Source organism: Marichromatium sp. PS1, from assembly GCF_041155115.1.
GTDB lineage: Bacteria > Pseudomonadota > Gammaproteobacteria > Chromatiales > Chromatiaceae > Marichromatium > Marichromatium gracile.
Genome location: NZ_BAAFHB010000002.1, coordinates 1,091,441 through 1,116,396 on the forward strand (window position 1 = coordinate 1,091,441; position 24,956 = coordinate 1,116,396).

At 68.9% G+C, this 24,956-nt stretch carries 27 protein-coding genes; 17 read left to right on the plus strand and 10 right to left on the minus strand.

The window, feature by feature from the left end:
• The first annotated feature begins 133 nt into the window (after positions 1-133).
• The 3 genes from ACAM26_RS06245 to dnaQ are packed head-to-tail and all read left to right on the plus strand — an operon-like array spanning position 134 to position 2,057.
• Positions 134-895, plus strand: a complete 762-nt coding sequence (locus tag ACAM26_RS06245) for a class I SAM-dependent methyltransferase (RefSeq protein ID WP_132229159.1) — start codon at positions 134-136, stop codon at positions 893-895.
• Positions 888-1,319: a ribonuclease HI gene (gene rnhA / locus ACAM26_RS06250; RefSeq protein WP_005222591.1), complete on the plus strand. Its 432-nt coding sequence runs from the start codon at positions 888-890 to the stop codon at positions 1,317-1,319. The genes ACAM26_RS06245 and rnhA overlap by 8 nt, the downstream gene beginning before the upstream one ends.
• A gap of 6 nt (positions 1,320-1,325) precedes the next feature.
• Positions 1,326-2,057 (plus strand): DNA polymerase III subunit epsilon, encoded by a 732-nt coding sequence (dnaQ, locus tag ACAM26_RS06255; protein ID WP_132229161.1) that lies wholly within the window; start codon positions 1,326-1,328, stop codon positions 2,055-2,057.
• 110 nt (positions 2,058-2,167) lie between these two features.
• On the opposite strand, the gene fnr is transcribed toward dnaQ, so the two are convergent.
• Positions 2,168-2,926: a fumarate/nitrate reduction transcriptional regulator Fnr gene (gene fnr / locus ACAM26_RS06260; RefSeq protein ID WP_062275660.1), complete on the minus strand. Its 759-nt coding sequence runs from the start codon at positions 2,924-2,926 to the stop codon at positions 2,168-2,170.
• Between fnr and ACAM26_RS06265 the strand changes: the two genes are divergently transcribed.
• Positions 2,868-3,116: a hypothetical protein gene (locus tag ACAM26_RS06265; RefSeq protein WP_369613485.1), complete on the plus strand. Its 249-nt coding sequence runs from the start codon at positions 2,868-2,870 to the stop codon at positions 3,114-3,116. The two genes, fnr and ACAM26_RS06265, sit on opposite strands and share 59 nt — an antisense overlap.
• Before the next feature lie 13 nt (positions 3,117-3,129).
• Here ACAM26_RS06265 and ACAM26_RS06270 read toward each other — a convergent pair whose 3' ends face one another.
• The gene (locus tag ACAM26_RS06270; RefSeq protein WP_123140073.1) at positions 3,130-3,543 is read right to left on the minus strand and encodes a sulfur globule family protein; all 414 of its coding nucleotides are present in this window, start codon (positions 3,541-3,543) and stop codon (positions 3,130-3,132) included.
• Between the two features lie 258 nt (positions 3,544-3,801).
• On the opposite strand from ACAM26_RS06270, the gene ACAM26_RS06275 reads away from it, so the two are divergent.
• The 7 genes from ACAM26_RS06275 (at position 3,802) to truD (ending at position 10,312) form a co-directional block, all read left to right on the plus strand.
• The gene (locus ACAM26_RS06275; RefSeq protein WP_190287899.1) at positions 3,802-5,445 is read left to right on the plus strand and encodes a CTP synthase; all 1,644 of its coding nucleotides are present in this window, start codon (positions 3,802-3,804) and stop codon (positions 5,443-5,445) included.
• Entirely contained in the window at positions 5,445-6,293 is an 849-nt protein-coding gene (gene kdsA, locus ACAM26_RS06280) for a 3-deoxy-8-phosphooctulonate synthase (protein ID WP_369613296.1), read from the plus strand. The genes ACAM26_RS06275 and kdsA overlap by 1 nt, the downstream gene beginning before the upstream one ends.
• A gap of 79 nt (positions 6,294-6,372) precedes the next feature.
• On the plus strand, positions 6,373-7,650 hold the full coding sequence (gene eno, locus ACAM26_RS06285) for a phosphopyruvate hydratase (RefSeq protein WP_369613297.1): 1,278 nt from the start codon (positions 6,373-6,375) through the stop codon (positions 7,648-7,650).
• A 59-nt stretch (positions 7,651-7,709) separates the two neighbouring features.
• A complete protein-coding gene (ftsB, locus tag ACAM26_RS06290; RefSeq protein ID WP_123140075.1) occupies positions 7,710-8,006 on the plus strand; it encodes a cell division protein FtsB in 297 nt (98 codons plus the stop codon).
• On the plus strand, positions 8,003-8,713 hold the full coding sequence (gene ispD, locus ACAM26_RS06295) for a 2-C-methyl-D-erythritol 4-phosphate cytidylyltransferase (protein ID WP_132229163.1): 711 nt from the start codon (positions 8,003-8,005) through the stop codon (positions 8,711-8,713). The genes ftsB and ispD overlap by 4 nt, the downstream gene beginning before the upstream one ends.
• 70 nt (positions 8,714-8,783) lie before the next feature.
• On the plus strand, positions 8,784-9,254 hold the full coding sequence (ispF, locus tag ACAM26_RS06300; RefSeq protein ID WP_062275677.1) for a 2-C-methyl-D-erythritol 2,4-cyclodiphosphate synthase: 471 nt from the start codon (positions 8,784-8,786) through the stop codon (positions 9,252-9,254).
• Positions 9,251-10,312 carry a tRNA pseudouridine(13) synthase TruD gene (gene truD / locus ACAM26_RS06305; RefSeq protein WP_123140077.1) on the plus strand — a complete coding sequence of 354 codons (1,062 nt, stop codon included), beginning with the start codon at positions 9,251-9,253 and terminating at the stop codon, positions 10,310-10,312. The genes ispF and truD overlap by 4 nt, the downstream gene beginning before the upstream one ends.
• Here the strand turns inward: truD and ACAM26_RS06310 are convergent.
• The 3 genes from ACAM26_RS06310 to ACAM26_RS06320 are packed head-to-tail and all read right to left on the minus strand — an operon-like array spanning position 10,309 to position 16,014.
• Positions 10,309-13,653, minus strand: coding sequence for an EAL domain-containing protein (locus ACAM26_RS06310; protein WP_369613298.1), 3,345 nt, complete (start codon positions 13,651-13,653; stop codon positions 10,309-10,311). The two genes, truD and ACAM26_RS06310, sit on opposite strands and share 4 nt — an antisense overlap.
• A gap of 4 nt (positions 13,654-13,657) precedes the next feature.
• Positions 13,658-14,089, minus strand: a complete 432-nt coding sequence (locus tag ACAM26_RS06315) for a response regulator (RefSeq protein ID WP_123140079.1) — start codon at positions 14,087-14,089, stop codon at positions 13,658-13,660.
• Positions 14,086-16,014 (minus strand): ATP-binding protein, encoded by a 1,929-nt coding sequence (locus ACAM26_RS06320; protein ID WP_369613299.1) that lies wholly within the window; start codon positions 16,012-16,014, stop codon positions 14,086-14,088. The genes ACAM26_RS06315 and ACAM26_RS06320 overlap by 4 nt, the downstream gene beginning before the upstream one ends.
• 327 nt (positions 16,015-16,341) lie before the next feature.
• Between ACAM26_RS06320 and cbiM the strand changes: the two genes are divergently transcribed.
• The 5 genes from cbiM to ACAM26_RS06345 are packed head-to-tail and all read left to right on the plus strand — an operon-like array spanning position 16,342 to position 20,649.
• Positions 16,342-16,968, plus strand: coding sequence for a cobalt transporter CbiM (gene cbiM / locus ACAM26_RS06325; protein WP_123140080.1), 627 nt, complete (start codon positions 16,342-16,344; stop codon positions 16,966-16,968).
• Between the two features lie 4 nt (positions 16,969-16,972).
• Entirely contained in the window at positions 16,973-17,713 is a 741-nt protein-coding gene (gene cbiQ, locus ACAM26_RS06330; protein ID WP_123142228.1) for a cobalt ECF transporter T component CbiQ, read from the plus strand.
• A complete protein-coding gene (locus ACAM26_RS06335) occupies positions 17,706-18,869 on the plus strand; it encodes an ABC transporter permease (RefSeq protein WP_369613300.1) in 1,164 nt (387 codons plus the stop codon). Before cbiQ ends, ACAM26_RS06335 begins: the two co-directional genes overlap by 8 nt.
• Positions 18,866-19,618: an ABC transporter ATP-binding protein gene (locus ACAM26_RS06340; protein ID WP_369613301.1), complete on the plus strand. Its 753-nt coding sequence runs from the start codon at positions 18,866-18,868 to the stop codon at positions 19,616-19,618. Before ACAM26_RS06335 ends, ACAM26_RS06340 begins: the two co-directional genes overlap by 4 nt.
• Entirely contained in the window at positions 19,615-20,649 is a 1,035-nt protein-coding gene (locus ACAM26_RS06345; RefSeq protein WP_369613302.1) for an MlaD family protein, read from the plus strand. Before ACAM26_RS06340 ends, ACAM26_RS06345 begins: the two co-directional genes overlap by 4 nt.
• 4 nt (positions 20,650-20,653) lie before the next feature.
• Here ACAM26_RS06345 and ACAM26_RS06350 read toward each other — a convergent pair whose 3' ends face one another.
• Positions 20,654-20,785, minus strand: coding sequence for a hypothetical protein (locus tag ACAM26_RS06350; protein WP_255419368.1), 132 nt, complete (start codon positions 20,783-20,785; stop codon positions 20,654-20,656).
• A 123-nt stretch (positions 20,786-20,908) separates the two neighbouring features.
• Here ACAM26_RS06350 and ACAM26_RS06355 point away from each other — a divergent pair, with 123 nt between their 5' ends.
• Positions 20,909-21,415 (plus strand): hypothetical protein, encoded by a 507-nt coding sequence (locus tag ACAM26_RS06355; RefSeq protein WP_369613303.1) that lies wholly within the window; start codon positions 20,909-20,911, stop codon positions 21,413-21,415.
• 393 nt (positions 21,416-21,808) lie between these two features.
• Here ACAM26_RS06355 and ACAM26_RS06360 read toward each other — a convergent pair whose 3' ends face one another.
• From ACAM26_RS06360 to ACAM26_RS06375, 4 genes are read right to left on the minus strand one after another with little or no spacing between them, the layout of a single operon-like run.
• The gene (locus ACAM26_RS06360; RefSeq protein WP_062274077.1) at positions 21,809-22,027 is read right to left on the minus strand and encodes a FeoC-like transcriptional regulator; all 219 of its coding nucleotides are present in this window, start codon (positions 22,025-22,027) and stop codon (positions 21,809-21,811) included.
• An 18-nt stretch (positions 22,028-22,045) separates the two neighbouring features.
• The gene (gene feoB / locus ACAM26_RS06365) at positions 22,046-24,379 is read right to left on the minus strand and encodes a Fe(2+) transporter permease subunit FeoB (RefSeq protein WP_369613304.1); all 2,334 of its coding nucleotides are present in this window, start codon (positions 24,377-24,379) and stop codon (positions 22,046-22,048) included.
• A complete protein-coding gene (locus tag ACAM26_RS06370; RefSeq protein ID WP_005222635.1) occupies positions 24,376-24,609 on the minus strand; it encodes a FeoA family protein in 234 nt (77 codons plus the stop codon). The genes feoB and ACAM26_RS06370 overlap by 4 nt, the downstream gene beginning before the upstream one ends.
• A 53-nt stretch (positions 24,610-24,662) precedes the next feature.
• On the minus strand, positions 24,663-24,944 hold the full coding sequence (locus tag ACAM26_RS06375; protein WP_123140086.1) for a FeoA family protein: 282 nt from the start codon (positions 24,942-24,944) through the stop codon (positions 24,663-24,665).
• Positions 24,945-24,956: the final 12 nt, after the last annotated feature.

Below are 24,956 nucleotides of genomic sequence, written 5' to 3' on the forward strand. Positions count from 1 at the left end.
TGAATTTTCGCGCGTCATCATAAGCCAAACCCGGGGGGGATTTCCAGACCCGAGGTCGGGAATTGGGTGCGCCTGAGGAGACGACAGCGCGGGGCCGCTGCGGTTACCATGGCCGCCTCGAAGAGGCTGCCGCATGACTGCTTGCAAGGGGCCAGACTCCCCGCTCGCCCAACTCCAGCGCTGGTATCGCTCGCCGCTCGGCACCGAGCTGGCGCGGCTCGAGTGTGCCTGCGTACAGCAGTTGCTGCATGACACCTTCGGCTATTATCTGGTGCAGGTCGGCGTCACCGAGAGCTTCCGCGACGCACTCGCCACCAGCCGGATCCGGCATCGCATCGCCATGCCCTGCGATCCGCCGCCGCTGGCCCGGGCCCCGGCGATCGTCGGACTGGCCTCGCAGTTGCCGTTGGCCTCCGACAGCATCGACGCGCTCTTCCTGCCCCATACCCTCGACTTCTCGCCCGACCCGCAGGCGGTGCTGCGCGAGGCCGAGCGTACCCTGATCCCCGAGGGACGACTCATTGTCATCGGCTTCAACGCCCTCAGCACCTGGGGCTTGCGCGCTCTGCTGCGTGGCGCGCGAGGGCCGGCACCCTGGTGCGGTCGCTTTCGTACCCATTATCAGATGGAGGCCTGGTTGTCCGATCTCGGTTTTGCGCTCGAACGGCGCGAGTTCCTGATGTTCCGTCCCCCCCTGACCCGGGCGCTCGGCCCCGGCGGGCCGCGTATCGAGACCCTGGGGCGGCGTCTGCTGCCGGCGCTCGGCGGGGTCTATGTGCTGCGCGCGGTCAAGCGGGTGTCGACGCTCACCCCGCTGCGTCCGTCGTGGCGGGGTCGCCGACAATTGTTGCCGGGACGGGTTGAACCGACCGCACGGAGGAATCCACATGTCTGAGGCGGTGCACGCCTATACCGATGGCGCCTGCAAGGGCAATCCCGGCCCCGGCGGCTGGGGGGTGCTGCTGTGCTGGGGCGAGGCCGAGAAGAGCCTTTGCGGCGGCGAACGCGAGACCACCAACAACCGCATGGAGTTGATGGCGGTGATCATGGCGCTGGAGTCGCTCAAGCGGTCGAGCGAGATCGAGATCACCACCGACTCGCAGTACGTCAAGCGCGGGGTGGGCGAGTGGATGCCGCGTTGGAAGCGCAACGGCTGGCGGACCGCCAGTCGCCAGCCGGTGAAGAACCGTGACCTGTGGGAGCGGCTCGATGCCGCGCTCGCCGACCATCAGGTGCGTTGGCACTGGGTCAAGGGGCATGCCGGCCACCCCGGCAACGAACGCGCCGATCAGCTCGCCAATCAGGGTATCCCGAGGTAGATGGCCATGCAGCAGACACGTCAGATCGTGCTCGATACCGAGACCACGGGTCTCGACCCGCAGGACGGGCATCGCATCATCGAGATCGGCTGTGTGGAGCTGGTCGACCGACGCCTGACCCGCAACAACTTCCATTGCTATATCCAGCCCGATCGCGAGATCGATGCCGGCGCGGTCGAGGTGCACGGCATCACCAACGACTTTCTCGCCGACAAGCCGCGCTTCGGCGAGCTGGCCGAGGCCTTTCTCGACTATGTGCGCGGCGCCGAGCTGATCATCCATAACGCCGCGTTCGATGTCGGGTTCCTCGACCACGAGCTGCGGCTGTGGCAGCCGGAGGCGCCGCGCATCGAAGCGCTGTGCTCGGTCACCGATACCCTGATGATGGCGCGCCGCCTCCATCCGGGACAGCGCAACAGCCTCGATGCGCTGTGCAAGCGCTACGACGTCGACAACTCGCAGCGCGACCTGCACGGCGCCCTGCTCGACGCCGAGATCCTCGCCGATGTTTATCTGGCGATGACCGGTGGGCAGGTGAAGCTCGGGCTCGGCGAGGTCGAGACGGCGGGCGAGGGCGCTCAGGGCGCGACCGGGGAGCACGGCCGGATCAGCGCCGAGCGCCCGCCGTTGCGGGTGGTGCGGGCCGATGAGCGCGCGCTCGGGGCGCATGCGGCGCGGCTCGAGGCGATCGACAAGGCGAGTGCCGAGGGCTGTCTGTGGTTGCGCGAGCCGGGTTGAGCGGCGGTGTTCCGTGTGCCGGGGCGTGAGTTGCGCTCACCCCCGCTCGCGTCTCAGTGGAGCGGTCCGCGCGCGCCTGAGGGTAGGCGGACTCGGTCGCTCCAGTGCGCTCAGCGCTGCTGGTTCTGGCGTCGGCCCTGACCGTTGCCGCCGACCAGCGCCTCGAGCGCGGGCAGGTCGAGCAGTTCGATGTGCTTGCGGTCGACGCGCATCAGGCCGTCGTCCTGGAAGCGGGTGAACAGCCGGCTGACGGTCTCCACCGCGAGCCCGAGATAGTTGCCGATCTCGTGGCGCGACATGCTGAGATAGAAGTCGGAGGGCGAGAGCCCGCGTTTGTGCAGGCGCTGCGAGAGGCTGAGCAGGAAGGCGGCGAGACGCTCCTCGGCGTTCTTCTTGCCGAGCAGCAGCAGCATGTCGGTGTCGTGACCGATCTCCTTGCTCAGCAGCCGGTACATCTGATGCTGCAGACTGGGGATGGAGCAGGTGAGCTCCTCGAGTCGCTGGAAGGGGATCTCGCAGATCGCCGAGGTCTCGAGCACCTTGGCCGAACAGGCGTGCTCATCCTTGTCGATGGCGTCGAGACCGATGATCTCGCCGGGCAGGTGAAAACCGAGTACCTGCTCGCCGCCCTCGGGGCTGGGGGCGAAGGTCTTCACCGAGCCGGTCTTGACCACGTAGAGCGAACGGAAACGATCTCCGTCGCGAAACAGGAAATCCCCCCGATGGAGCGGTCGGGTGCGCTTGACGATGTCGTCGAGGCGCTCGACGTCCTCCTGTGTCAGCCCCATGGGCAGACACAGGGATGAGAGCGTGCAATTCTTGCATGCGACCCGAATCGTCTCTAACGAAACCACTTTTCGCTGGCTCACGACAACACACCTTTCCGCCGACTCACCCGGAATGAGTGGTCGTATTGATCTGGATCAAATATTTTCTTTTTTAACCGGAACCATCCTGGATTACAAGCCGGTTAACGTGTCGGCGTACTCGTCATGGCGACGATTACCCACAAAAAAACCGCGCCAGGACTGGCGCGGCTTCTTGTCGGCGCTGCGCTGAGCGCAGCTGCGGATTACTTGGAGCCGCTCTCCGCAGGGGCTGCCGGCGCGGCCGGTGCGCCGTAGGGCGCATAGGGGACGCCACCGTAGTAGGGCGCGCCGTAGCCGTAGGGTGCGCCGTAGCCGTAAGGTGCGCCATAGCCGTAGGGGCCGTAACCGCCGTAGTAGGGGTAGTCGTAGCCATAGCCGTAGCCACGGCCCCAGCCGCGCCCGCGGCCCCAGCCGCGCCCGCCGCCGCTCATGTTCATGTTGAAGTCGCCCCAGCCGTCTCCGAACATGTCGTTGAACCAGTCACCCCAGCCGGAGCCGTAGCCGGGGCCGTAGCCACCCCAGCCGGGGCCGCCCCACCATGCCTGGGCGGTGTTCATCGAGAAGGCAGCGGTACCGGTGATGGCAGCGATACCGATCACTTTCGCAAGCTTATGCATATTGCCACTCCTGACTATTGAAATGCTTCAGCCGTTGTGGTCCGCCCGCCGGGGCGGAGGGGCGCGTCGGTCTGCGAGACGAGGCGCAAGCGGAATATACGCGGCACGCCTGGCTTTGTGAAGGCGGTGGGGTGGCGAATCGTGTACGTCGGGTCGGACTCGGCAACCCATGATGCGCCGCGGATTGAGCCGAGCACGCGATTTTGGTAGTTTGTCCGGGCATTCGGGCGACCGCCCTCGACTCCCTCCTGCTTCCATATGACAAAGTATATTTTCATCACCGGCGGTGTTGTCTCATCGCTGGGAAAAGGCATTTCCTCGGCATCGCTCGGCGCACTCCTCGAGGCGCGTGGCCTGAAGGTCACGATGATCAAGCTCGACCCCTACATCAACGTCGATCCGGGCACCATGAGCCCGTTTCAGCACGGTGAGGTCTACGTGACCGATGATGGGGCCGAGACCGATCTCGATCTGGGCCACTATGAGCGTTTCCTGCGCACCCGCATGGGTCGCAACAACAACTTCACCACCGGCCAGATCTACGAGAGCGTGCTGCGCAAGGAGCGCCGCGGCGAGTATCTGGGCCGTACCGTGCAGGTCATCCCGCACATCACCGACGAGATCAAGCAGAGCATCCGGCTCGGCGCCGAGGGCGCCGACATCGCGATGGTCGAGATCGGCGGCACCGTCGGCGACATCGAGTCGCTGCCCTTCCTCGAGGCGATCCGTCAGATGCGCGTCGAGGAGGGTCGCGAGAACGCGATGTTCATGCATCTCACCCTGGTGCCCTATATCCGCACCGCCGGCGAGATCAAGACCAAGCCGACCCAACACTCGGTCAAGGAGCTGCGCTCGATCGGCATCCAGCCCGACATCCTGCTGTGTCGCGCCGAGCATCTGCTGCCGGAGGACGAGCGGCGCAAGATCGCGCTGTTCACCAATGTCGACGTGGCGGCGGTGATCTCGGCGATCGACGCCGACAACATCTACCGCATCCCGCGTCTGCTCCACGCCCAGGAACTCGACGCCCTGGTGGTGCGCCAGTTCCAGCTCGACGTGCCCGAGGCCGACCTCAGCGAGTGGGATCGGGTACTCGACGGCTTCGACAAGCCCGAGCACGCGGTGCGCATCGGCATGGTCGGCAAGTACATGGACCTGACCGAGGCCTACAAGTCGCTCTCCGAGTCGCTGGCCCACGCCGGAGTGCACACCTCGACCAAGGTCGAGGTGGTCTATGTCGACTCCGAGCAGGTCGAGCGCGAGGGCACCGCCTGTCTCGAGGGGCTCGACGCCATCCTCGTCCCGGGCGGCTTCGGCGAGCGCGGCGTCGAGGGCAAGATCGCCACGGTGCGCTATGCCCGCGAGAACCGCGTGCCCTATCTCGGCATCTGTCTCGGCATGCAGGTGGCGGTGATCGAGTACGCCCGCGATCTGGTCGGTCTCGAGGGCGCGCACAGCACCGAGTTCGATCCCAAGACCCCGCATCCGGTGATCGGCCTGATCACCGAGTGGCGCGACGACCAGGGGCGGGTCGAGACCCGCGACGCCGACGGCGACCTCGGCGGTACCATGCGTCTCGGCGGTCAGAACTGCCGGCTCGAGCCGGGCAGCCTGGCGCGCAGCGTCTACGGCGAGCCGCAGGTGCGCGAGCGTCATCGTCACCGCTACGAGTTCAACAACCGCTACCTCAACCAGATGAAGGACGCGGGGATGCGTTTCTCCGGCTGGTCGCTCGACAACCGGCTGGTCGAGATCGTCGAGATCCCCGACCACCCCTGGTTCATCGCCTGCCAGTTCCACCCCGAGTTCACCTCGACCCCGCGTGACGGCCACCCGCTGTTCCGTGGCTTCGTCGAGGCGGCGCTCAAGCAGCGCCAGCTCACCGGCGGGCAGGACGACTGATGCGCCTGGCGCACTTCGAGGTCGGACTCGACCGGCCACTGTTCCTCATCGCCGGCCCCTGCGTGATCGAGAGCGCGGGGCTGGCCGAGGAGACGGCCGGACGGCTCAAGGAGATCACCGACGCGCTCGGCATCCCCTTCGTCTACAAGTCCTCCTTCGACAAGGCCAACCGCTCCTCGCTCGGCAGCTTCCGCGGCCCGGGCATCGAGCGTGGTCTGCAGATCCTCGAGGCGGTGCGCCAGCGCATCGGCGTGGCGGTGCTCACCGACGTGCACGAGGACACCCCGCTCGACGAGGTCGCGGCGGTGGTCGACGTGCTCCAGACCCCCGCCTTCCTCTGCCGTCAGACCAACTTCATCCGCGCCGTGGCCGCGCAGGGCAAGCCGGTCAATCTCAAGAAGGGGCAGTTCCTCGCCCCCTGGGACATGAAGTACGTGGTCGACAAGGCCCGTGACACCGGCAACCAGCAGATCATGGTCTGCGAGCGCGGCGTCTCCTTCGGCTACAACAACCTGGTCTCGGACATGCGCGCGCTGGCGGTGATGCGCGAGACCGGGTGCCCGGTGGTGTTCGACGCCACTCACTCGGTGCAGCTGCCCGGCGGCCAGGGCACGAGTTCGGGCGGTCAGCGCGAGTTCGTGCCGGTGTTGGCGCGCGCGGCGGTCGCCGCCGGCGTCTCCGGGCTGTTCATGGAGACCCACCCGGACCCCGATCAGGCGCTCAGTGACGGTCCCAACGCCTGGCCGCTGGGACGGATGCAGGCGCTGCTCGAGACCCTGGTCGAGCTCGACCGCACGGTCAAGCGCAGTGGTCTGATCGAGCAGAGCGGGTCCGAGTCGTCGAGTTGAAGGGGCCCGCGTCAGACCTGGCGCGCGCCAGACATCCCAGAATTCATCATCGACCCTAATTTCTGAGGAGAATCGAAGCATGTCCGAGATCGTCGACGTCCGTGCCCGCGAGGTACTGGACTCCCGGGGTAACCCGACCGTCGAGGCCGATGTGATCACCGCCGATGGTGCCATCGGTCGCGCCATCGTGCCCTCGGGCGCCTCCACCGGCTCGCGCGAGGCGCTGGAGCTGCGCGACGGCGAGGCCGAGCGCTTCTGCGGCAAGGGTGTGCGCACCGCGGTGGCCAACATCCAGGGCGAGTTGCGCGAGGCGCTGATCGGCATGGACGTGCTCGACCAGCAGGCGTTCGATCGCCGCATGATCGAGCTCGACGGTACCGACAACAAGGGCCGGCTCGGCGCCAACGCCCTGCTCGGGGTGTCGCTGGCCAACGCCCATGCCGCCGCGCAGGAGAAGGCCGTGGCGCTGTTCCGCTCGATCTCGAGCGGTCCCTACCGCCTGCCGGTGCCGATGATGAACATCATCAACGGCGGCGAGCACGCCGACAACAGCGTCGACTTCCAGGAGTTCATGATCATGCCGGTGGGTGCCACGAGCATCCGCGAGGCGGTGCGCTACGGCGCCGAGGTCTTCCACGCGCTCAAGTCGGTGCTGCACGCCCGTGGCCTGGCCACCAGCGTCGGCGACGAGGGTGGTTTCGCCCCCGACCTGGAGTCCAACGAGGCGGCCATCGAGGTCATCCTCGAGGCGATCGAGAAGGCCGGCTACAAGGCCGGTGAGGACATCTTCCTGGCGCTCGACGTCGCCGCCTCCGAGTTCTACGAGGACGGCCAGTACCACCTCAAGGGCGAGGGCCGCACCCTCGACGCCGAGGGCATGGTCGACCTGCTCGAGTCCTGGGTCGATCGCTACCCGATCCTCAGCATCGAGGACGGCCTGGCCGAGGGTGACTGGGACGGCTGGAAGACGCTCACCGAGCGTCTCGGTGCGCGGGTGCAGATCGTCGGCGACGACCTCTTCGTCACCAACACCAAGATCCTGCGCGAGGGCATCGACAAGGGCATCGCCAACTCGATCCTGATCAAGGTCAACCAGATCGGCACCCTCACCGAGACCCTCGAGGCGATCGCCATGGCGCACGCCGCCGGTTATACCGCGGTGGTCTCGCACCGCTCCGGCGAGACCGAGGACACCACCATCGCCGACCTGGTGGTCGCCGCCGGCACCGGTCAGATCAAGACCGGCTCGCTGTCGCGCTCCGATCGCATCGCCAAGTACAACCAGCTGATGCGCATCGAGGACCAGCTCGGCGACGAGGCCGTCTACGCCGGTCGCGACGCCTTCAAGTGGCTGTGAGCGACGATCCTGGTCGTCGCTGAGCCTGCTCCGGGCCACCGTTCTCGAGCACCTCATCCATGCGCCTGCTGATCGCGTTGCTGGTGTTCGTGCTGTTGGCGCTCCACTACCGGCTGTGGGTCGGTGAGGGGAGTCAGGCCGAACTCGCCGCGCTGCGCCAGGAGATCGCCGCGCAGCGCGGCGAGCTCGAGCGTCTCGGTGCGCGCAACGCCAAGCTGCGCGCCGAGGTGGTCGATCTCGGCAGCGGGCTCGAGGCGCTCGAGGAGCGTGCCCGCGCCGAGCTCGGCATGATCCGGCCCGGAGAGACCTTCCTGCAGGTGATCGAACCTCGCCGCTCCGAGGAGCCCCCGCATTGACCGCCACACCCGCCTTCTGGGCGGTGATCCCCGCCGCCGGCGTCGGCCGACGGATGGGGAGCGCCATCCCCAAGCAATACCTCGAACTCGCCGGCCGACCGGTGATCGAGCACACCCTCGAGTGCTTCATCGACCACCCCGCCATCGCCGGGGTGGTGGTCGCCGTCGACCCCGCCGACCCCTATTGGCCGGAGACCCGCTACGCCACCCATCCCCGGGTGATCCGCGCGCCGGGCGGCGCCGAACGCTGCAACTCGGTACTCAACGGGCTCGAGGCGCTGAGCGCGCACGCCGCCGCCGACGACTGGGCGTTGGTGCACGATGCCGCGCGCCCCTGCCTGCGTCGCTCGGATCTCGACGCCATGCTCGACGAGCTGGCCGATGATCCGGTCGGCGGCATCCTCGCGGTGCAGGTGCGCGACACCATGAAGCGTGCCGGGACCGAGGGACGGATCGAGACCACCGTCGAGCGCAGCGCCCTGTGGCACGCCTTCACCCCGCAGATGTTCCGCCTCGGGACGCTGCGTCAGGCGCTGCGCCAGGCGCTCGCCGAGGGCGCGCTGGTCACCGACGAGGCCTCGGCGATCGAGCGTCTGGGGCAGGCCCCGCGGCTGCTCGAGGGGCAGTCGGACAACCTCAAGATCACCCGTCCCGAGGATCTGGCGCTCGCCCGCTTCCATCTGCAGCAGCAGGGTCGCCTCGACTGAGGCCCGCCGCTGCACCAGGGCGAGGGACGCGTCCCGGTTTCCTTCAATCTGCCTTCGGAGAATGCGCTCCATGTTGATTGGTCAGGGTTTCGATGCCCATCGTTTCGCCCCCGGATGCCGACTGGTGCTCGGCGGTGTGGAGATCCCCCACGAGCTGGGACTGACCGCCCACTCCGACGGCGACGTGCTGATCCACGCGCTGTGCGACGCCCTGCTCGGCGCCGCCGGGCTCGGCGACATCGGCCGTCACTTCCCCGACAACGATCAGGCCTATGCCGGGATCGACAGCCGCATCCTGCTGCGTCGGGTGATCGCCAGCCTGCACGAGCGCGGCCTGCGGGTGCACAACGCCGACATGACGCTGATCGCCCAGCAGCCCAAGCTCGCCCCCTATATCGACACCATGCGCGAGGTGCTCGCCGGGGACCTGCAGTGCGATCCGGCGCGGGTCAACGTCAAGGCCACCACCATGGAACAGATGGGCTTCACCGGTCGCGGCGAGGGCATCGCCGCCTCGGCCTCGGTGCTGTTGGTCGAATGAACCAGCCGCCGCTGCCCGGGCACATCCCCTTCGCGCGGTTGCCGCGCGCCCATGGCGCGCCGCTCGGGCGCGGCCGGCTGCGGGTCGAGCCGGAGGACTTCCAGGTCGAGGAGCGGCTCGCCTTCGACCCCGACGACGACGGCGAGCACCTGCTGCTGTGGGTGCGCAAGCGCGAGGCCAATACCGAGTGGGCGGCGCGGCGGCTGGCCGCTTGCGCCGGGGTGGCGGTCTCGGCGGTCGGCTATGCCGGGCTCAAGGACCGTCACGCGGTCACCTGGCAGTGGTTCTCGCTGCCGCGCCCGCGTGCCGGCGAGCCCGACTGGTCGGTGCTCGCCGCCGACGGCATCGAGGTGCTTGAGGTCCACGCCCATCGGCGCAAGCTGCGTCGCGGCGCGCTGATCGGCAATCGCTTCCGTCTCCTGGTGCGCGACCTCGCCCCCGCCCCCGAGGCCCTGGCCGAGCGGATCGCGGTGATCGGTGCGCGCGGCGTGCCCAACTATTTCGGCGAGCAGCGCTTCGGGCGCGATGGCGGCAACCTCGTTCAGGCCCATGCGCTGTTCAGCGGGGCGCCGGTGCCCCGGGTCTCGCGTCATGTCCGCGGTCTGTGGCTGTCGGCGGCGCGCTCGCAGCTGTTCAACGAGGTGCTCGCTGGACGGGTGGCCGACGCCTGCTGGGATCGGCCGCTCGCCGGGGATCGCATGCAGCTCGACGGCTGTAACTCGCACTTCGCCGTCGAGGCCGTCGATGAAACGCTGCTGACGCGCTGTGCCCGACTCGACGTACACCCCACCGGCCCGCTGTGGGGCGAGGGTGCGCCGCCGAGCCGGGACGCGGTGCTGGCACGTGAGCAGGCGGTGGCCGCGGCCTTCCCCGGCTGGCCCGAGGGGCTGGCCGCGGCGGGGCTGGCGCAGGAGCGGCGCGCGCTGCGTCTGCCGGTGTTCGATCTCGTCGCCGAACAGGTCGACGGCGGCGTGCGCCTTGCCTTCGAGTTGCCCGCCGGGGCCTATGCCACCGCGGTGCTGCGCGAGCTGCTCGATGACTGGAACGACGCCGCTTAGCGCGGCCCGAAGCGTGCGACGAAGGCCTCCGGGGTGAGCGGCGGCGCGCACAGATAGCCTTGATAGGCCTCGCATCCCCGCTCGCGCAGGAACTCCAGCTGCGCCTCGGTCTCGACGCCCTCGGCGACCACGCGCAGTTTCAGGTTGCGCGCCATCGCGATGATGGTGGCGGCGATCTCCATGTCGTCGCGCTGTGCCGGGATGTCGCGCACGAAGCTGCGGTCGATCTTGAGTTCGTCGATGGCGAAGCGACGCAGATAGGCCAGCGACGAGTAGCCGGTGCCGAAGTCGTCGATCGACAGACGGATGCCGAGCGCGCGCAGTGCCTGGAGGCACTGCTCGGTCTCGTCGCCTCCCATCAGCATGCTCTCGGTGAGTTCGAGCTTGAGCCGGTGCGCCGGCCAGCCGGTCGCGCTGAGCGCCTGCTCGATGCGACCGACACAGTCGGGCTGCAGCAGCTGGCGCGCCGAGAGGTTGACCGCGATGGTCTCGAGCACCAGCCCGGCGTCGAGCCAGCGCATCCCCTGACGGCAGGCGGTGTGCAGCACCCAGTCGCCGAGTTGCAGGATCAGTCCGGTCTCCTCGGCCAGGGGGATGAAGCGCGTCGGCGCGACCAGCCCCTGGTCGGGCGTGTTCCACCGCACCAGTGCCTCGCAGCCGACCAGCGCGCCGCTGACACAGTCGAGCTGCGGCTGGAAGTGCAGCAGGAACTCCTCGTTTCCCAGTGCATGGTGCAGTCGCGCCTCCAACTCGAGTCGCTCGGCGGCCTGGGCGCTCAACTCCGGGGTATGGAAGCCATAGCTGCCGCGTCCCTGCGCCTTGACCTGATAGAGCGCGACCTCGGCGTGCTGGATCAGCTCGCTGGCCGAGCAGCCGTCCTGTGGATAGACCCCGATGCCGATGCTGGCGCCGACATGGACCTCGTGGTTGCCGGGCAGGGTGAGCGGCCGTCGCAACAGCTCGAGCAGGTCGCGGGCGACGCTCGCCGCCTGGCGCGGCTGGTGCAGCCGTTCGAGCACCAGCAGGAACTCGTCGCCGCCGAGCCGCCCGAGGGTGTCGCCCTCGCGCAGCCGGGTCGCGAAGCGTTGCGCCAGGCGTTCGAGCAGGTTGTCGCCGGCGGGATGGCCGAGGCTGTTGTTGATGTGCTTGAAGCGGTCGAGATCGATCAGCAGCACGGCGATGTGGTGACGATGACGCTGCGCGCGCTCGAGGGCGTGGCTGAGTCGTGATTGCAGCAGCAGCCGGTTGGGGAGCCCGGTGAGCGGGTCGAAGTGCGCCAGGCGTTCGCGTGCCGCCTCCGAGTGCCTGAGCTGGCTGAGATCGGTCATCACCCCGACATAGCGCTCGGGGTTGCCGGCGGTGTCGGTGACCAGGCTGATCGACAGCAGCACGGGGCGCACCTCGCCGCTCTTGGTGCGGTTCCAGATCTCGCCTTGCCAGTGTCCGTGTTCGAGCAGGCTGGCCCACAGTTGCTGGTAGAAGGCGCGTCCCTGACGCTCGGAGCGCAACAGGCTGGGATTGCGACCGATGACCTCCGCGGCGCTGTAGCCGGTGATCTGGGTATAGGCCGGGTTGATCGACAGGATCCGGGGGCTGAGATCGGTGATCACCACGCCCTCGTGGGCGCTCGCCAGGACCGCGGCCGATTGGCGTAGCGCGTTGGCGGTGCGCGCACGGGTGACCGCCAGCGCGGCGAGCTGGGCGAACTCGGCGATATGCACCTGGGTGGCGGCATCGGGCAGGCCGGGGGTGGAGCGATAGACGGCGAGTATGCCCAGCGCCTCGCCGGTGTCGTCGTGAAAGGGGAAGGACCAGCAGGCGCGCAGCCCCGCCGCCTGGGCCTGTTCGAGGCAGCTTCGCCAACTGGGGTGCGTGCTGATGTCGGCGACCAGCGTCGGATGGGCGTCGTGGAGTGCCGTGGCGAAAGGCGCCTGCTCCGGGGCGCAGTCGTCGAGTGCTGCGTTGAACTGGGGGGCGAGCCGCGGCGCGGCACAGGTACGCAGGCGCGTGTCGAGCGGAGCGCGAACCAGTACCGAGACCCGCAGCCGGTGGTCGACCTGCTCGAGCCGGGTGGCGATCTCGCCGAGCAGCTCGGGCAGGCCGCGCTCGTTGAGCAGGCCGTCGAGTACCGTCATGCGGGTCTCGCGGAAGTGTTCGGCGCGTTTGCTGTCGCTGATATCACGCCAGGCGCCGATCACCTCGGTGCGGGCTTCGTTGTCGTGGCGTAGTACGCGCAGCTCATCCTCGATCCAGTGTACGTCTCCGGCATGATCGAAGAACCGGTACTGGTGCCGCAACTGCCCCAGGGTGACGAGTTGGTCCATCGCGCGACAGGCCTGCTCCCGGTCGTCGGGGTGGAGCTGGCCACGCCACCAGGCGGGGTGCAAGGCCTGGTGGCGGGTGAAGCCGAGCAGTGCGGTGACGTTGTCGCTGACCCAGGTCGGCTGTATCTGGTGCTGGTCGATGCCCAGGGTGTAGAGCACCACCGGACTGGCCTCGAGCATCAGCCCGAGATGGGTCGAGGTCTGGCGCAGTGCGGCACGCTCGCGGGCCAGTTCGGCCTGGTGGGCGATGCGTTCGAGCGTGGCGGTGAGCTGGTGGAGATAGCCGGGCTGCTTGAGGACATAGGCGTCGACCCCGAGCTGGAGCGCGCGCGCGACCACGCGTTCGCCCCCTTGCCCGGAGACGATCACCACCGGCAGTGCGAAGTCGCGGTCGTCGCGCAGCTGCTTGAGCGCCTCCAGCGCATCCAGACCGGGGAGGCGGTAGTCGAGCAGCAGCACGTCGAAGATCGAGGTGTCCTCGGTGGTGCTCGGTAGCTGGTCGAGCGCCTCCTCGGCGCTGCCGACCAGGGTGAGGTGGATGTGGGGGGCGTGACGGGCGAGGTGGCGGGCGGTGAGGTCGGCGTCGTCGGCGTTGCGCTCGGCATAGAGGACGCGCAGCCTGAGTCCGTGACGCGCCTCGGCGTTGCGGAAGCGTCGCAAGGCGCGGGCGAGCCGACCGGGGAGTTCACGGGCCTCGATCTCATCCTTGATCAGGTAGTCGTCGGCGCCGGCCTGGAGCGCGCCGGCCGCACTGTCGGTATCACCCGCGCCGGTGAGCACGACCACGGCCAGGGGGAGGTGCTGCTCACGGATCCAGTCGAGTAGCTCCAGCCCCGAGCCATCCGGCAGCCCCAGATCGAGCAGCACCAGATGGTAGCGCTCCGGGTGGCGCAGTCGCGCCCTGGCCTCGGCGAGCGTTGCCGCATGATCGACGCCGATCCGGGGTGCCGAATGGGCCAGCCGCTGGCGTGTCAGCTCGAGGTCGGTGACGTCGTCTTCGACGTAGAGGATGTCCATGGTCCTAGCTTGGGGGCCTGTTGATGCAGCACCAATAGCGATTGATCTGATGCAGACCTTCGAGAAAGCGCTCGTAGTTGATCGGCTTGACGACATAGGAATTGGCGCCGAGGTCATAGGCGGCCTGGATGTCGCGTGGCTCGTCCGACGAGGTCAGCACCACCACCGGGATCAGGCGCCCGGGCTCGCTGCGCCGCAGTCGTCTCAGGACCTCGAGCCCGTCGATCCCCGGCAGCTTGAGGTCGAGCAGGATCAGTTGCGGCGGGGGCTGGGTGCCGCGCTCCCAGTGCTCGACCCTGGCCAGGACCTCCTCGCCGTCGCGTGCGACGCTGATCCAGTCGGGGTCGATGTGGGGGGTGAGCGCGCGCAGTATGAAGTCGAGATCGACCGGGTCGTCCTCGACCAGCAGCATCGAGCAGTGCGGTCCGGCACTCATCGTGATAGCTCCAGATAGAAGGTTGCACCATGCCCGGGAGCGCTCTCGGCCCAGACCCGCGCCCCCATGCGTTGGGCGGCCTTGTGTACGATTCCCAGGCCGACTCCGGTGCCCGGATAGTCCTCGGCGCGGTGCAGGCGCTGGAAGACCTCGAACAGGCGGTCGTGGAAACGCATGTCGAAGCCGATACCGTTGTCCGAGATCGCCATCACCACCCGCCTGCCCTGATCCCGGGCGAGGATCCGGATGCGTGGTCGTGGGGTCGCGTCGCGGCTGAACTTGATGGCGTTGTCGACGAGGTTGCGGAGGATGATCTGCAGTCCGTCGGGGTCGGCCCTGACGGTGAGTTCGGAGACATCGACCTCGAGTTCGATGTCGCGCTCGACGATCAGCGCGTGTCGCTCGGCGAGCACCATCTCGATCACCCCGCCGAGTTCGACCCGGCGTCCGGTCAGCACCTGGCGCTCCATCCGCGAGTAGGTCAACAGGTCGTCGATCAGCGCGCGCATCTGCTCGACGCCACGGCGGATGTTGGCGATGAAGGTGGCGGCCTCGGGCGAGAGTTCGGCGCCATGCTGTTCAAGGAGTAGCTGGCTGTAGCCGTCGATGCCGCGCAGCGGCGCCTTGAGGTCGTGGGAGACGGAGTAGGTGAAGGTCTCGAGTTCGCGGTTGAGCGCGGCCAACTCCTCGGTGCGGGTCGCCACCCGTGACTCGAGCTCGGCGTTGAGCCGCCGGATCTCGTCCTGCTGGCGTTGGCGCTCGGTGATGTTGCGGGCGATGCCGAGGACGCCGGTGAGACGCCCGGCGCCATCGTAGACCGGGGTCTTGATGGTCTCGGCAAGCTCTTGGTGACCGTCGCTGGCGAAGGTGATCCACTCGTCGTTGCGTCTGGCGCGACCGGCGGCGAGTGCGGCCTGATCCTTCTCGCGGAAGAACCTTGCCTGTTCCGGGTCGACGAAATCGGCGTCGGTACGGCCGACGATCTCGTGCTCGGGGGCACCGAAGAAGGACTCGAAGCGCGGGTTGCAGATCAGATAGACGCCGTGCGGATCCTTCAGCCACACCAGGTCGGGGAGGTTGTCGAGCAGGGCGCGCAGTTGCGCCTCGCTGTTGGCACGTCGCTGACGGCTATTTAGCAGCAGGTGCAGTAGTCCCCCGGTCACGAGCGCGGTGATGATGCCGCCGAGTCGAATCAGCCAGCTCGGCCAGGACGAGGAGTGCCAACCCTCGGTGGGAATGGCGGCAAGCTCCCAGGTGACCCCTGGTAGAGCTACCGTCGCGGTCACCGGGGCGAGCCGAAAGACCTCGGGATCGCCGAATACCATCCGTGGTGGGGCGATGTGTTCGTGTCGAGCGCGCAGCCCGAGACGTAACTCGGTATTGGCTGCGGTCAAGCCGCTGACGCGGTAGAGTCGCTCGACATCGATCACCGCTGAAACCACTCCCCAGGTCCCCGGTCCTTGCGCGGTGGCGACGAACACCGGGGTGCGGGCGATCAGCCCGACGCCCCCCTGGATCAAGGGCAGTGGGCCGTCGACCACGGTCTGGCCGCTCTCGATCGCCTGTATCGCAGCGAATCGCTGCTGCGGGTGGTTGCGGTAGTCGAGTCCGAGCGCCGCTTCGTTGCCGTTGAGCGGGTGGATCATCCTCACCACCAGGTCGGGGGCTGCGGCGACATTGCGCAGCAGCTGTTGGTGCTTGGTGAGGTCGGTGACGATCTCGGTGAAGGCGGTCTGGTCGAGATCGGGCTGGGAGGCGATCAGGGCGCTCAGTGCGCGGGTGAGTAGCAGGTTGCTCTGCAGCATGCCCTCGAGTCGGCCGCGCAGCGCCGAGACGCGATCGACGACGGAGTGACGGAGGAGCTCCTGCCGGTGGGCCGTGGCGAAGTGATCGAGCAGCCCCGTGGTCGCCAGAATCGGCGCCATCACCAACACGACCGCCAGCGGATGTTGCCAGCGGTGGGGTGCGCCGTGGGGGGCAGGGGGGGGCGGCGACTCCATGAGTCAGGTGTTGTTGATGTGTGCTGGGCCACCAATTGATTTGGCTCGGTGGTGCTGATGAGCCCTGGTTGGTGGTGAGACTCGAAGATCGTTGCTGAGCTTGGTACGCATGGCTTCCTCGGGACAGGAGTGCTATCGACTAGCATAATCCACACCTTGCACAGGGCGCCGGTGGACTGGCGCGCTGACGGGGTGATACCGTCGACACTATTTTCATCCATTGCAATCGCTCAACGGGGCTGCCAGCCTCTCATGCATATCGTCGATGGTGTCCTCTCCATGCCGGTCCTGCTCGGCTCCGGTGTCCTGGCGCTCGCCGGGGTCGGTCTCGGGCTGCGCGCGCTCGACGAGTCGAGCATCCCGCGCGCCGGGCTGCTCACCGCTGCCTTCTTCTCCGTCTCCCTGATTCATATCCCGTTGGGACCGACCAGTGCGCACCTGTTGCTGACCGGGCTGATGGGCGTGCTGCTCGGCTGGGCGGTGTTCCCCGCGATCTGCGTCGGCCTGCTGCTGCAGGCGCTGTTCTTCGGCTATGGCGGGGTGACGGTGCTCGGCGCCAATACCCTCAATCTGGCGCTGCCGGCGTTGCTCTTCGGTCTGGCCGGCCGCGCCGTGTTGGCGCGGCTGCGCCCCGCTGCCCTGTCCTGGTGGGTGATGCCGCTCGGTGCCTTGGTCGGGGCCGGCGCCTTCGCCGGCTCGGCGTTGCTGGTGGCCGGGTCGCTGGCGGCCAGCGGCGAGGGGTTCTGGGCGGCGGCCCGTCTGGCGCTGATCGCGCAGCTGCCGGTGGCGCTGATCGAGGCGGTGGTGACGGCCGCGGCACTGCGACTGCTGTGGACGGTTCGGCCCGAGCTGCTGGCGCGATCGGCGCGCGCCTGCTGAGGCGATGCCGGGGAGCCGTGCCGGTGCCGCGTCGCGCGGGCCCGATCCTCGGGTGCGGCTGCTCTGCTGTCTGGGCTGGGCGCTGGTGGTGGTGGGGCTGGAGGGCTGGGCGGCGCTGTCTGCTGCCTTGCTCGCCGGCGTGCTGCTGACACGGTGGGCGGGCATCGCGCCGCGCCGTCTGGTGCGCCTGGTGCTGGTCTTCGAGGGCTTGATGCTGCTCACCCTCGGGCTGTTGCCCTTCACCGTTCCGGGGCAGCCGCTGTGGCAGGGCGGTGGGTTGGTGCTCAGCGAGCAGGGACTGACCCTCGCCGGGGTGATCGCCGCGCGCGCCAGCGCGGTGGCGCTGGTGACGTTGGCGCTGCTCGCCGGGGTCGGCGCGGACGGGCTCGGCGCGGCGCTGCGCGCCCTGCGGGTGCCCGGTGCGCTGATCGAGTTGCTGTTGCTCAGCGCGCGCTATCTCGATGTGCTCGCGCGCGAGCAGGCGCGGTTGCGCGCGGCGATGCGCGCCCGTGCCTTTCGTCCACGCAGCGATCTTCATACTTTGACCAGCTATGGTTTCCTCGTCGGGATGCTGTTGGTGCGCGCGCTCGAGCGCGCCGAGCGGGTGGGAGCGGCGATGCGCTGTCGAGGTTATGCCGGGCGCATGCCGCTACCCGAACTGGCGCCGCTGCGTGGCGCTGATCTCGGGTTCGCGGTCGGGTTTGCGCTGCTGCTGGCGGTATTGATGGTGCTGGAGCATGGTTGAAGGGGATGGCGTGAGCGCGCGCGCCGGCTCGCCGCCGGCACGCGCCGAGCTGGTGGGAACGGGCGCGCGCGCGGTGTTGCGTCTCTCCGGCGAGTGGCGGCTGGCCGGCGCCCCGCCAGCGGCCGAGGTGGTGGTGGCGCGTCTTGCGCGCGCGCAGGTGAGTGAGCTGGCCTTCGACACCACAGGTCTCGGGGGCTGGGACTCGAGCCTGCCGAGTCTGCTGCTGGCGGTGCGCGCGCACTGCCGGGCGCACGACATCGAACTGGCGCCTGCAGGACTACCCGAGGGGGTCGGCGCGCTGCTGACGCTGGCCGAGGCGGTGCCCCTGCAGTCCGCGCCTCCCATCGATGCGCGCCCGCGCTCGCGCCCGCTGGCCCGGCTCGGCAGGCGGGTGATCGACGCGTCGCGTGCGAGCGGGGCGCTCTTCGCCTTCGTCGGCGAGGTGGTGCTGGCGCTGGGGCGACTGGCGCGGGGGCGGGGGCGCTTCAGACGCGCCGAGTTCTGGCTGATCGTCCAGCAGGTCGGCGCCGAGGCGCTGCCGATCGTCAGCCTGGTGAGCTTCCTGGTGGGGCTGATCCTCGGGTATATCGGCGATCAGCAGCTGGCGCGCTTCGGCGCGCGCATCTATGTCGCCGACCTGGTGGGGCTGGCGGTGGTGATGCAGATCGGCGCCCTGGTCACCGCCATCGTGCTCGCCGGACGTACCGGCGCGGCCTTCGCCGCCCAGCTCGGCAGCATGCAGGCCAACGAGGAGATCGACGCGCTGCGCACCCTGGGGATCGACCCGGTCGAGTTCCTGGTGCTGCCCAGGCTGCTCGCGCTGATCGCGATGACCCCGCTGCTCGCGCTCTATGCCGATCTCATGGGCATCCTCGGCGGCGCCTTCGCCGCCGCCGTGGTCGGTGGCATCAACCCCACCGAGTACGCGGTGCAGACCGTCCAGGCGGTGGGCTGGAACCACTTCGTCCAGGGTCTGATCAGCGCCGGGGTCTATGGCGCGGTGGTCGCCGTCTCCGGCTGTCTGCGGGGGATGCAGAGCGGCCGCGATGCCGCGGCGGTGGGCGCGACCACCACCTCGGCGGTGGTCACCGCGATCCTTCACATCGTCATCGCCGCGGCGGTGCTGACGGTGCTGTTCGACGCGGTGGGACTGTGAGCGGATCGACGCAGATCCGTCTCGAGCGGCTGAGCGTCGGCTATGGCGGGCGCGCGGTGCAGCGTGATCTCGATCTGGAGATCCGGCGCGGCGACATCTTCGTGATCATGGGCGGGAGCGGTTGCGGCAAGAGTACGCTGATGCGCGCCATGACCGGGCTGTTGGCGCCGCTGGCCGGGCGTATCCTGTTCGACGGCGAGTCGTTCTGGGAGGTCTCGCCGGCGGCGCGCGCGCGTCGCATCCGCCGTCACGGGGTGATGTATCAGGGCGGGGCGCTGTGGAGTTCGATGACGCTGGAGGAGAATGTGGCCTTGCCGTTGCAGCAGTACACCGACCTCGGACCGCGCCAGGTCCGTGAGCTGGTCGACTACAAGCTCGCGCTGGTCGGGCTGGGCGGGTGCGGGGCGCTCTATCCGGCCGAGATCAGCGGCGGCATGCGCAAGCGCGCCGGGGTGGCGCGGGCGATGGCGCTCGACCCCGAGGTGCTGTTCTTCGACGAGCCCTCGGCGGGGCTCGATCCACTGAGCGCACGCCTGCTCGACGAGCTGATCGTCGAACTCAAGCACAGTCTCGGCACCACCATGGTGGTGGTCACCCATGACCTGGCGAGCATCTTCGCCATCGCCGACGAGGCGGTCTTCCTCGATGTCGAGCGCGGCACCATGCTCACCACCGGTGACCCGCGCTGGTTGCGCGATCATGCCGCCGATGCGCGGGTGCGCGCCTTCCTGCGCCGGGGGGTGGTATGAGTCGTCGCGCCAGCCCCACCCTGATCGGCGCCTTCGTGCTCGGCGCGCTGGCGCTGTTGGTGTTGGCGCTGATCCTCTTCGGCGGCGGCGCGCTGTTCCGTGAGCGGGTCGGCCTGCTGACCTATTTCCCCGGCTCGGTGCAGGGGCTGTCGGTCGGCGCCGAGGTGCAGTTCCAGGGGGTGACGGTGGGGCAGGTGACCGCCATCGAGCTGGACTTCTCACCCAGCGACGGTGCGGTGCGCATCCCGGTGCGCTACGAGGTCTGGCCCGAGCGGGTGCGTATCAGTCAGGGTACCGAGCCGCGTGATGCGCGCGTGGTGCTGCGCGAGCTGGTGGCGCGGCGCGGGCTGCATGCCCGGCTCGAGTCGCTGAGCTTCGTCACCGGTCAGTACGTGGTCGCGTTGAACCTCGATCCGGCGCTGGTCGACGAGGTTCCCGCGGTGGCCGCCGCCGCGGGCGGGGACGATGTGGTGGTGCCGGCGCTGCCGGCAATCCGCGATCAACTCGGCGAGATGCTGGGGAACCTGCGTCTGGACGAGCTGGTCGATGAGGCGAGCGCTGCCTTGCGCGGTCTCGGCACCTTGCTCGGCTCGGCCGAGGCCGGCGCACTGATGGGCAATCTCGACGCCACCCTGACCGGAATCCGCGCCCTGGCCGAGACCCTGGAGCGGCGGCTGCCGCCGCTCGTCGGACGGCTCGACCAGACCCTGGTCGCCTATGAGCGCCTGGCGCGGCGTATCGATGGCGAGGTGGTGCCGGTCGCCACCCGTATCGGTGAGACCAGCGCGGCCCTGACCCGGCTGGCCGAGACGCTCGAGGCCGAGGTCGGACCGCTCTCCGGTGCCGCGCGCAGCACCCTGGGGCAGGCCAGCCAGACGTTGCGTCATCTCGATGGACTGGTCGAGGATGGGCGTGGCACCCGCGTGCGACTCGACCGCGCGCTCGCCGAGCTGACGCGCTCGGCGCGTGCGCTGCGCGAGCTGGCCGACTATCTGGAGCGCCACCCCGAGGCGTTGCTGCGCGGCAAGTGAGTGCTCAGTCCGGTGACGCGGGCGTGGTGACGGCCTGCGCCTGGATGTCCTGGGTCTGGGGTGACTGGGGCGCGAGTGTGGTCTGGACCCCGCCGAAGAGGACGGCGGCGAGTGCCAAGGCTCCGAGAATACCCATGTTACGGCTCCTGGGTTGGTGGTGGATCGCATCGAAGAATCTCACCGTCCCTGGCGTGGATCGGTCGAGTCAATAATATAAGAATTCACTAATATTTTGAACCCATCTCGATGGAGGCTTGCCATGAGCGACTCCGGGGGGACCAGGGATGGACGCCGGCGCGCCCGCCCGATCCTGATCTGGACGATCGTCGCGGTGCTGGTCGCGTTGCCGGCCGCCTGGCTGGGGGGGCGTGGACTGTTGAGTGGTCTCGGTACCGATGCACGCTGGGCCGATCCCGATCCGCGTTGCGATCTCGCCAGCCGCGACTGCGCGCTGGCCCTTCCCGGCGGTGGCGAGGTCCGTCTGGCGGTAGCACCGCGCGACCCCATCCCACTGGTCACGCCCTTGCGGCTGCGGGTGGAGGTCGAGGGTCGCGAGGTCGGCGCGGTAGCGGTCGACTTCGTCGGCGTCGACATGGAGATGGGCTATAACCGCGCGCAACTCGACCCCATCGGCGCGTCGCGTTTCGCTGGCGAGGCCATGCTCCCGGTCTGTGCGCGCACCCTGATGCGCTGGGAGGCGCGGGTGCTGCTCGAGACCGCGGACGGCCTGCTCGTCGCCCCCTTCCGCTTCGAGACCCGGCGTTAGCCTTTAGCCGCCAGCCGCCAGCCGCCAGCCGCCAGCCGCCAGCCGCCAGCCGCCAGCCGCCAGCCGCCAGCCGCCAGCCGCCAGGATTCAACCGCAAAGCCGCGAAGCACGCAAAGTGAGTGACGTGTGATGTCGGCGTGAGGCCACAGGCGGCGCGGGTCCGCACCCACTGGCGGCTGATCGCTGACGGCTGGCGGCTTATTCCCCTTTGCCCCCTTCGCGCCTTTGCGGTTCCGCTCCTCTGGTAGCTGGTAGCTGGTAGCTGCAAAAGGAACGCCGCCCGACCCCGAGGGATGCGAGCGGCGCAGGGAGAACTCGGGGGCCTGGTCGTGGCCAGGCCCGGTGCGGTCGCCACGTCCCTGTGGCGGTCGACCGCGGGTGGTCAGGTCGGGTTCAGCCGACCCATTCGTAGAGTTCGATCGCGGTCGGGTCGCAGCTGCAGCAGCCGCTGCAGGGGGTGCCGCCGGGCAGCTTGCGCACCCGGCCCTTGCGTTCGAGCAGCTCGAGCATGCCGCGCAGCGCCTCGGGGTCGGTATCGAACCGGTAGGAGAGGTCGCGCAGCGCGGCGCGCCCCTGGGTGCGCAGATGACTGGTGAGATCGGACATGATCATGGGTGTCCCTCCGTCGGTTCAGGCCGGGTCGCGCGCCGGGGTGGCGAGTGCCGGGTCACGTCGCGACCACCAACGCATCCCCAGCACGGTGGCGAGGAAGAGCGCGGTCATGATGCCGATCCAGATCGACGAGCTGACCGGGTCGCGGGCGAAGATGGCTGCCTGGTAGAAGATGGTCGCGCTCACATACCCCAGGCCGGTGGTCCAGAGGGCGGCGAACAGCGCCCAGCCGCCACTGGTCTCGCGGGCGATGGCGCCGATGGCGGCCACGCAGGGGAAATAGAGCAGGATGAACAGCAGATAGGCGAAGGCCCCGGCGGCGCCGTCGAAACGCTCGTGCATGGCGCCGAAGGTGGCGCTGGTGACCTCCTGCTCGGCAGCGGCCAGTTCGGGGTCGCTGACCTCGCCGATGCCGACGCCGAGCGGGTCGGACCAGGTGCCGAGCGCATCGCCCAGTGCCGCCGGGATGGTGGCGAGCGCCTCGGTGAGACCGGCGCCGAGGTCGTAGGGCGCGGCCTCCTCGTCGCTCGCCTCGGGGTCGGCGCCGAGCGCCGAGTAGGTGGCGTCCAGGGTGCCGACCACCGCTTCCTTGGCGAGCACGCCGGTGAAGATGCCGACGGTGGCCGGCCAGTTCTCGGCGTCGAGACCCATCGGCGAGAAGGCCGGAGCGATGGTGCGACCGATCTCGGCGAGCATCGAGCTGTCGCTGTCCTCGTTGCCGACGCTGCCGTCGGTGCCGAGGCTGTTGAGCACGTTGAGCACCAGCACCATCGGCACGATCACCTTGCCGGCGCGGAACATGAAACCGCTGGTGCGCTCCCAGGTGCGGCGCAGCACGCCGCCGAGGGTCGGCAGGTGATAGGGCGGCAGCTCCATCACGAAGGGCATCGCCTGGCCCTCGAGCAGGGTGCGCTTGAGCAGGAAGCCGGTGAGCACGGCGGCGAGGATGCCGATCAGATAGAGTCCGAAGACGACGTTCTGACCGCCGACCGGGAAGAAGGCGGCGGCGAACAGGGCATAGACCGGCAGCCGCGCGCCGCAGGACATGAAGGGTGCCATCAGTACGGTGAGGATGCGGTCGCGCGGCTGCTCCAGGGTGCGCGCGGCCATGATCGCCGGCACGTTGCAGCCGAAGCCGACGAGCAGCGGCACGAAGGACTTGCCGGGCAGTCCGATCGAGCGCATGAAGCGGTCCATGACGAAGGCCGCGCGGGCCATGTAGCCCGAGTCCTCCAGCACCGACATGAACAGATAGAGGAAGGCGATCACCGGGATGAAGGTGGCCACCACCTGGATGCCGCCGCCGATGCCGTCGGCCAGCCCGAGGACCGCCCACTCCGGGGTGCCGAGACCGGCGAGCAGGTGCGCCACGCCGTCGACGAAGAGGGTGCCGGCGGCGATGTCGAAGAAGTCGATGAAGGCCCCGCCGATGTTGATGGTGAACATGAACATCAGGTACATCACCGCGAGGAAGATCGGGATGCCCAGGGCGCGGTTGAGGATCACCCGGTCGATGCGGTCGGAGAGGCTGCGCGGCATCTCGCCGCTCTGTGTCAGCGAGGCCTGGGTGACGGCGTGGGCGAAGCCGTAGCGGGCGTCGGCGATGAGGATGTCGATCTGCTCGGCGTCCTCGCCGAGCAGCGCGGCGACCTCGTGCGCGGGCACGGTGTCGCCGATCAGCTCGCGGGCGAGGTCATCGCCTTCGAGCAGACGGGTGGTCAACCAGCGCGCCGGATCGCCGTGCCTGCTGGCGATCGGCTCGATGCGCTCGTGCAATTGCTCGATCACGCGCTCGAGCGCCGGGGCGTAGTCGATCCGCGCCTGCGGGATCGGCGGGCGCTCGACGGCCTGTTGCAACGCCGCGCGCAGGGCGTTGAGCCCGTCGCCGGTGGTCGCCACGATCGGCACCACCGGACAGCCGAGGCGCTCGGCCAGTGCGGCGGCGTCGACCCGCAGCCCGCGTTCGGCGGCGACGTCCATCATGTTGAGCGCGACCACCATCGGTCGCTCCATCTCCAGCAGTTGGGTGGTGAGATAGAGGTTACGCTCGAGGCTGGCGACGTCGACGATGTTGAGGATCAGGTCGGCCTCGCGGGCGTGGACGAAGTCGCGGGCGATGCGCTCGTCGAGCGAGACCGCGCCCTCGCTGACATCCAGCGAGTAGGTGCCGGGCAGGTCGATGAGGGTGTAGTCGGCCCCCTCGAAACGGAAGTGACCGGTCTTGCGTTCGACCGTCACCCCGGGCCAGTTGCCGACGCGCTGACGCGAGCCGGTCAGCGCGTTGAACAGGGTGGTCTTGCCGCAGTTGGGATTGCCGATGACCCCGATGCTGTGCGTCGTTGATGTCGTCATGCCCGCTCGACCTCCAGGATGGCTGCCTCCTCGCGGCGCAGGGTCACGCGGGTGCCGCGCACCCGCACCTCCACGGGATCGCCCATCGGGGCCACCCGGACCACCTCCAGGGCGGCCCCCGGGGTCAGTCCCATCGACAGCAGCTTGCGGCGGTAGGCATCGGCGCCCGGGCGATAGCCGCGGACGGCCCCGTGGTCTCCGACGACGAGGTCTTTCAGGGTCGTGTTCATGGTGACGTCTTGAGCGGTTGCAGTGGAGTGCGGACGGCGTGAGGGGTCGAGGCTCAGGCGGTGGCGGCGTCGGTGACCAGGATCTTGGCGGCCATGCCGCCGCCGAGTGCGATCCGGGTCTCGCCGCGGGCGACGATCAGACCGCCGCCCTGGCGCTGGACGACACGCAGTTCGGCACCCTGGTTGAGCCCGAGCTCGGTGAGTCGGCGCACCAACTGGCGACCGCCCAGTAGGTTGCAGACCCGCACTAGGGTGTCGTTGTCGGCCATGGTGAGCGGATAGGAGGGGTGCGGGGACTGCTGCTGAAGGGGGAGCGAAGTCGGTGCCATGTGCATGCGGGTGCCGCC

Bases quoted from the DNA above. Each gene is read 5' to 3' on its own strand.
- ACAM26_RS06245 (WP_132229159.1), top strand. From the start codon at position 134: ATGACTGCTTGCAAGGGGCCAGACTCCCCGCTCGCCCAACTCCAGCGC.
- rnhA (WP_005222591.1), top strand. From the start codon at position 888: ATGTCTGAGGCGGTGCACGCCTATACCGATGGCGCCTGCAAGGGCAAT.
- dnaQ (WP_132229161.1), top strand. From the start codon at position 1,326: ATGCAGCAGACACGTCAGATCGTGCTCGATACCGAGACCACGGGTCTC.
- ACAM26_RS06270 (WP_123140073.1), bottom strand. From the start codon at position 3,543: ATGCATAAGCTTGCGAAAGTGATCGGTATCGCTGCCATCACCGGTACC.
- ACAM26_RS06275 (WP_190287899.1), top strand. From the start codon at position 3,802: ATGACAAAGTATATTTTCATCACCGGCGGTGTTGTCTCATCGCTGGGA.
- kdsA (WP_369613296.1), top strand. From the start codon at position 5,445: ATGCGCCTGGCGCACTTCGAGGTCGGACTCGACCGGCCACTGTTCCTC.
- eno (WP_369613297.1), top strand. From the start codon at position 6,373: ATGTCCGAGATCGTCGACGTCCGTGCCCGCGAGGTACTGGACTCCCGG.
- ftsB (WP_123140075.1), top strand. From the start codon at position 7,710: ATGCGCCTGCTGATCGCGTTGCTGGTGTTCGTGCTGTTGGCGCTCCAC.
- ispF (WP_062275677.1), top strand. From the start codon at position 8,784: ATGTTGATTGGTCAGGGTTTCGATGCCCATCGTTTCGCCCCCGGATGC.
- truD (WP_123140077.1), top strand. From the start codon at position 9,251: ATGAACCAGCCGCCGCTGCCCGGGCACATCCCCTTCGCGCGGTTGCCG.
- ACAM26_RS06310 (WP_369613298.1), bottom strand. From the start codon at position 13,653: ATGGACATCCTCTACGTCGAAGACGACGTCACCGACCTCGAGCTGACA.
- ACAM26_RS06315 (WP_123140079.1), bottom strand. From the start codon at position 14,089: ATGAGTGCCGGACCGCACTGCTCGATGCTGCTGGTCGAGGACGACCCG.
- ACAM26_RS06320 (WP_369613299.1), bottom strand. From the start codon at position 16,014: ATGGCGCCGATTCTGGCGACCACGGGGCTGCTCGATCACTTCGCCACG.
- cbiM (WP_123140080.1), top strand. From the start codon at position 16,342: ATGCATATCGTCGATGGTGTCCTCTCCATGCCGGTCCTGCTCGGCTCC.
- cbiQ (WP_123142228.1), top strand. From the start codon at position 16,973: ATGCCGGGGAGCCGTGCCGGTGCCGCGTCGCGCGGGCCCGATCCTCGG.
- ACAM26_RS06335 (WP_369613300.1), top strand. From the start codon at position 17,706: ATGGTTGAAGGGGATGGCGTGAGCGCGCGCGCCGGCTCGCCGCCGGCA.
- ACAM26_RS06345 (WP_369613302.1), top strand. From the start codon at position 19,615: ATGAGTCGTCGCGCCAGCCCCACCCTGATCGGCGCCTTCGTGCTCGGC.
- ACAM26_RS06350 (WP_255419368.1), bottom strand. From the start codon at position 20,785: ATGGGTATTCTCGGAGCCTTGGCACTCGCCGCCGTCCTCTTCGGCGGG.
- ACAM26_RS06355 (WP_369613303.1), top strand. From the start codon at position 20,909: ATGAGCGACTCCGGGGGGACCAGGGATGGACGCCGGCGCGCCCGCCCG.
- ACAM26_RS06360 (WP_062274077.1), bottom strand. From the start codon at position 22,027: ATGATCATGTCCGATCTCACCAGTCATCTGCGCACCCAGGGGCGCGCC.
- feoB (WP_369613304.1), bottom strand. From the start codon at position 24,379: ATGACGACATCAACGACGCACAGCATCGGGGTCATCGGCAATCCCAAC.
- ACAM26_RS06370 (WP_005222635.1), bottom strand. From the start codon at position 24,609: ATGAACACGACCCTGAAAGACCTCGTCGTCGGAGACCACGGGGCCGTC.
- ACAM26_RS06375 (WP_123140086.1), bottom strand. From the start codon at position 24,944: ATGCACATGGCACCGACTTCGCTCCCCCTTCAGCAGCAGTCCCCGCAC.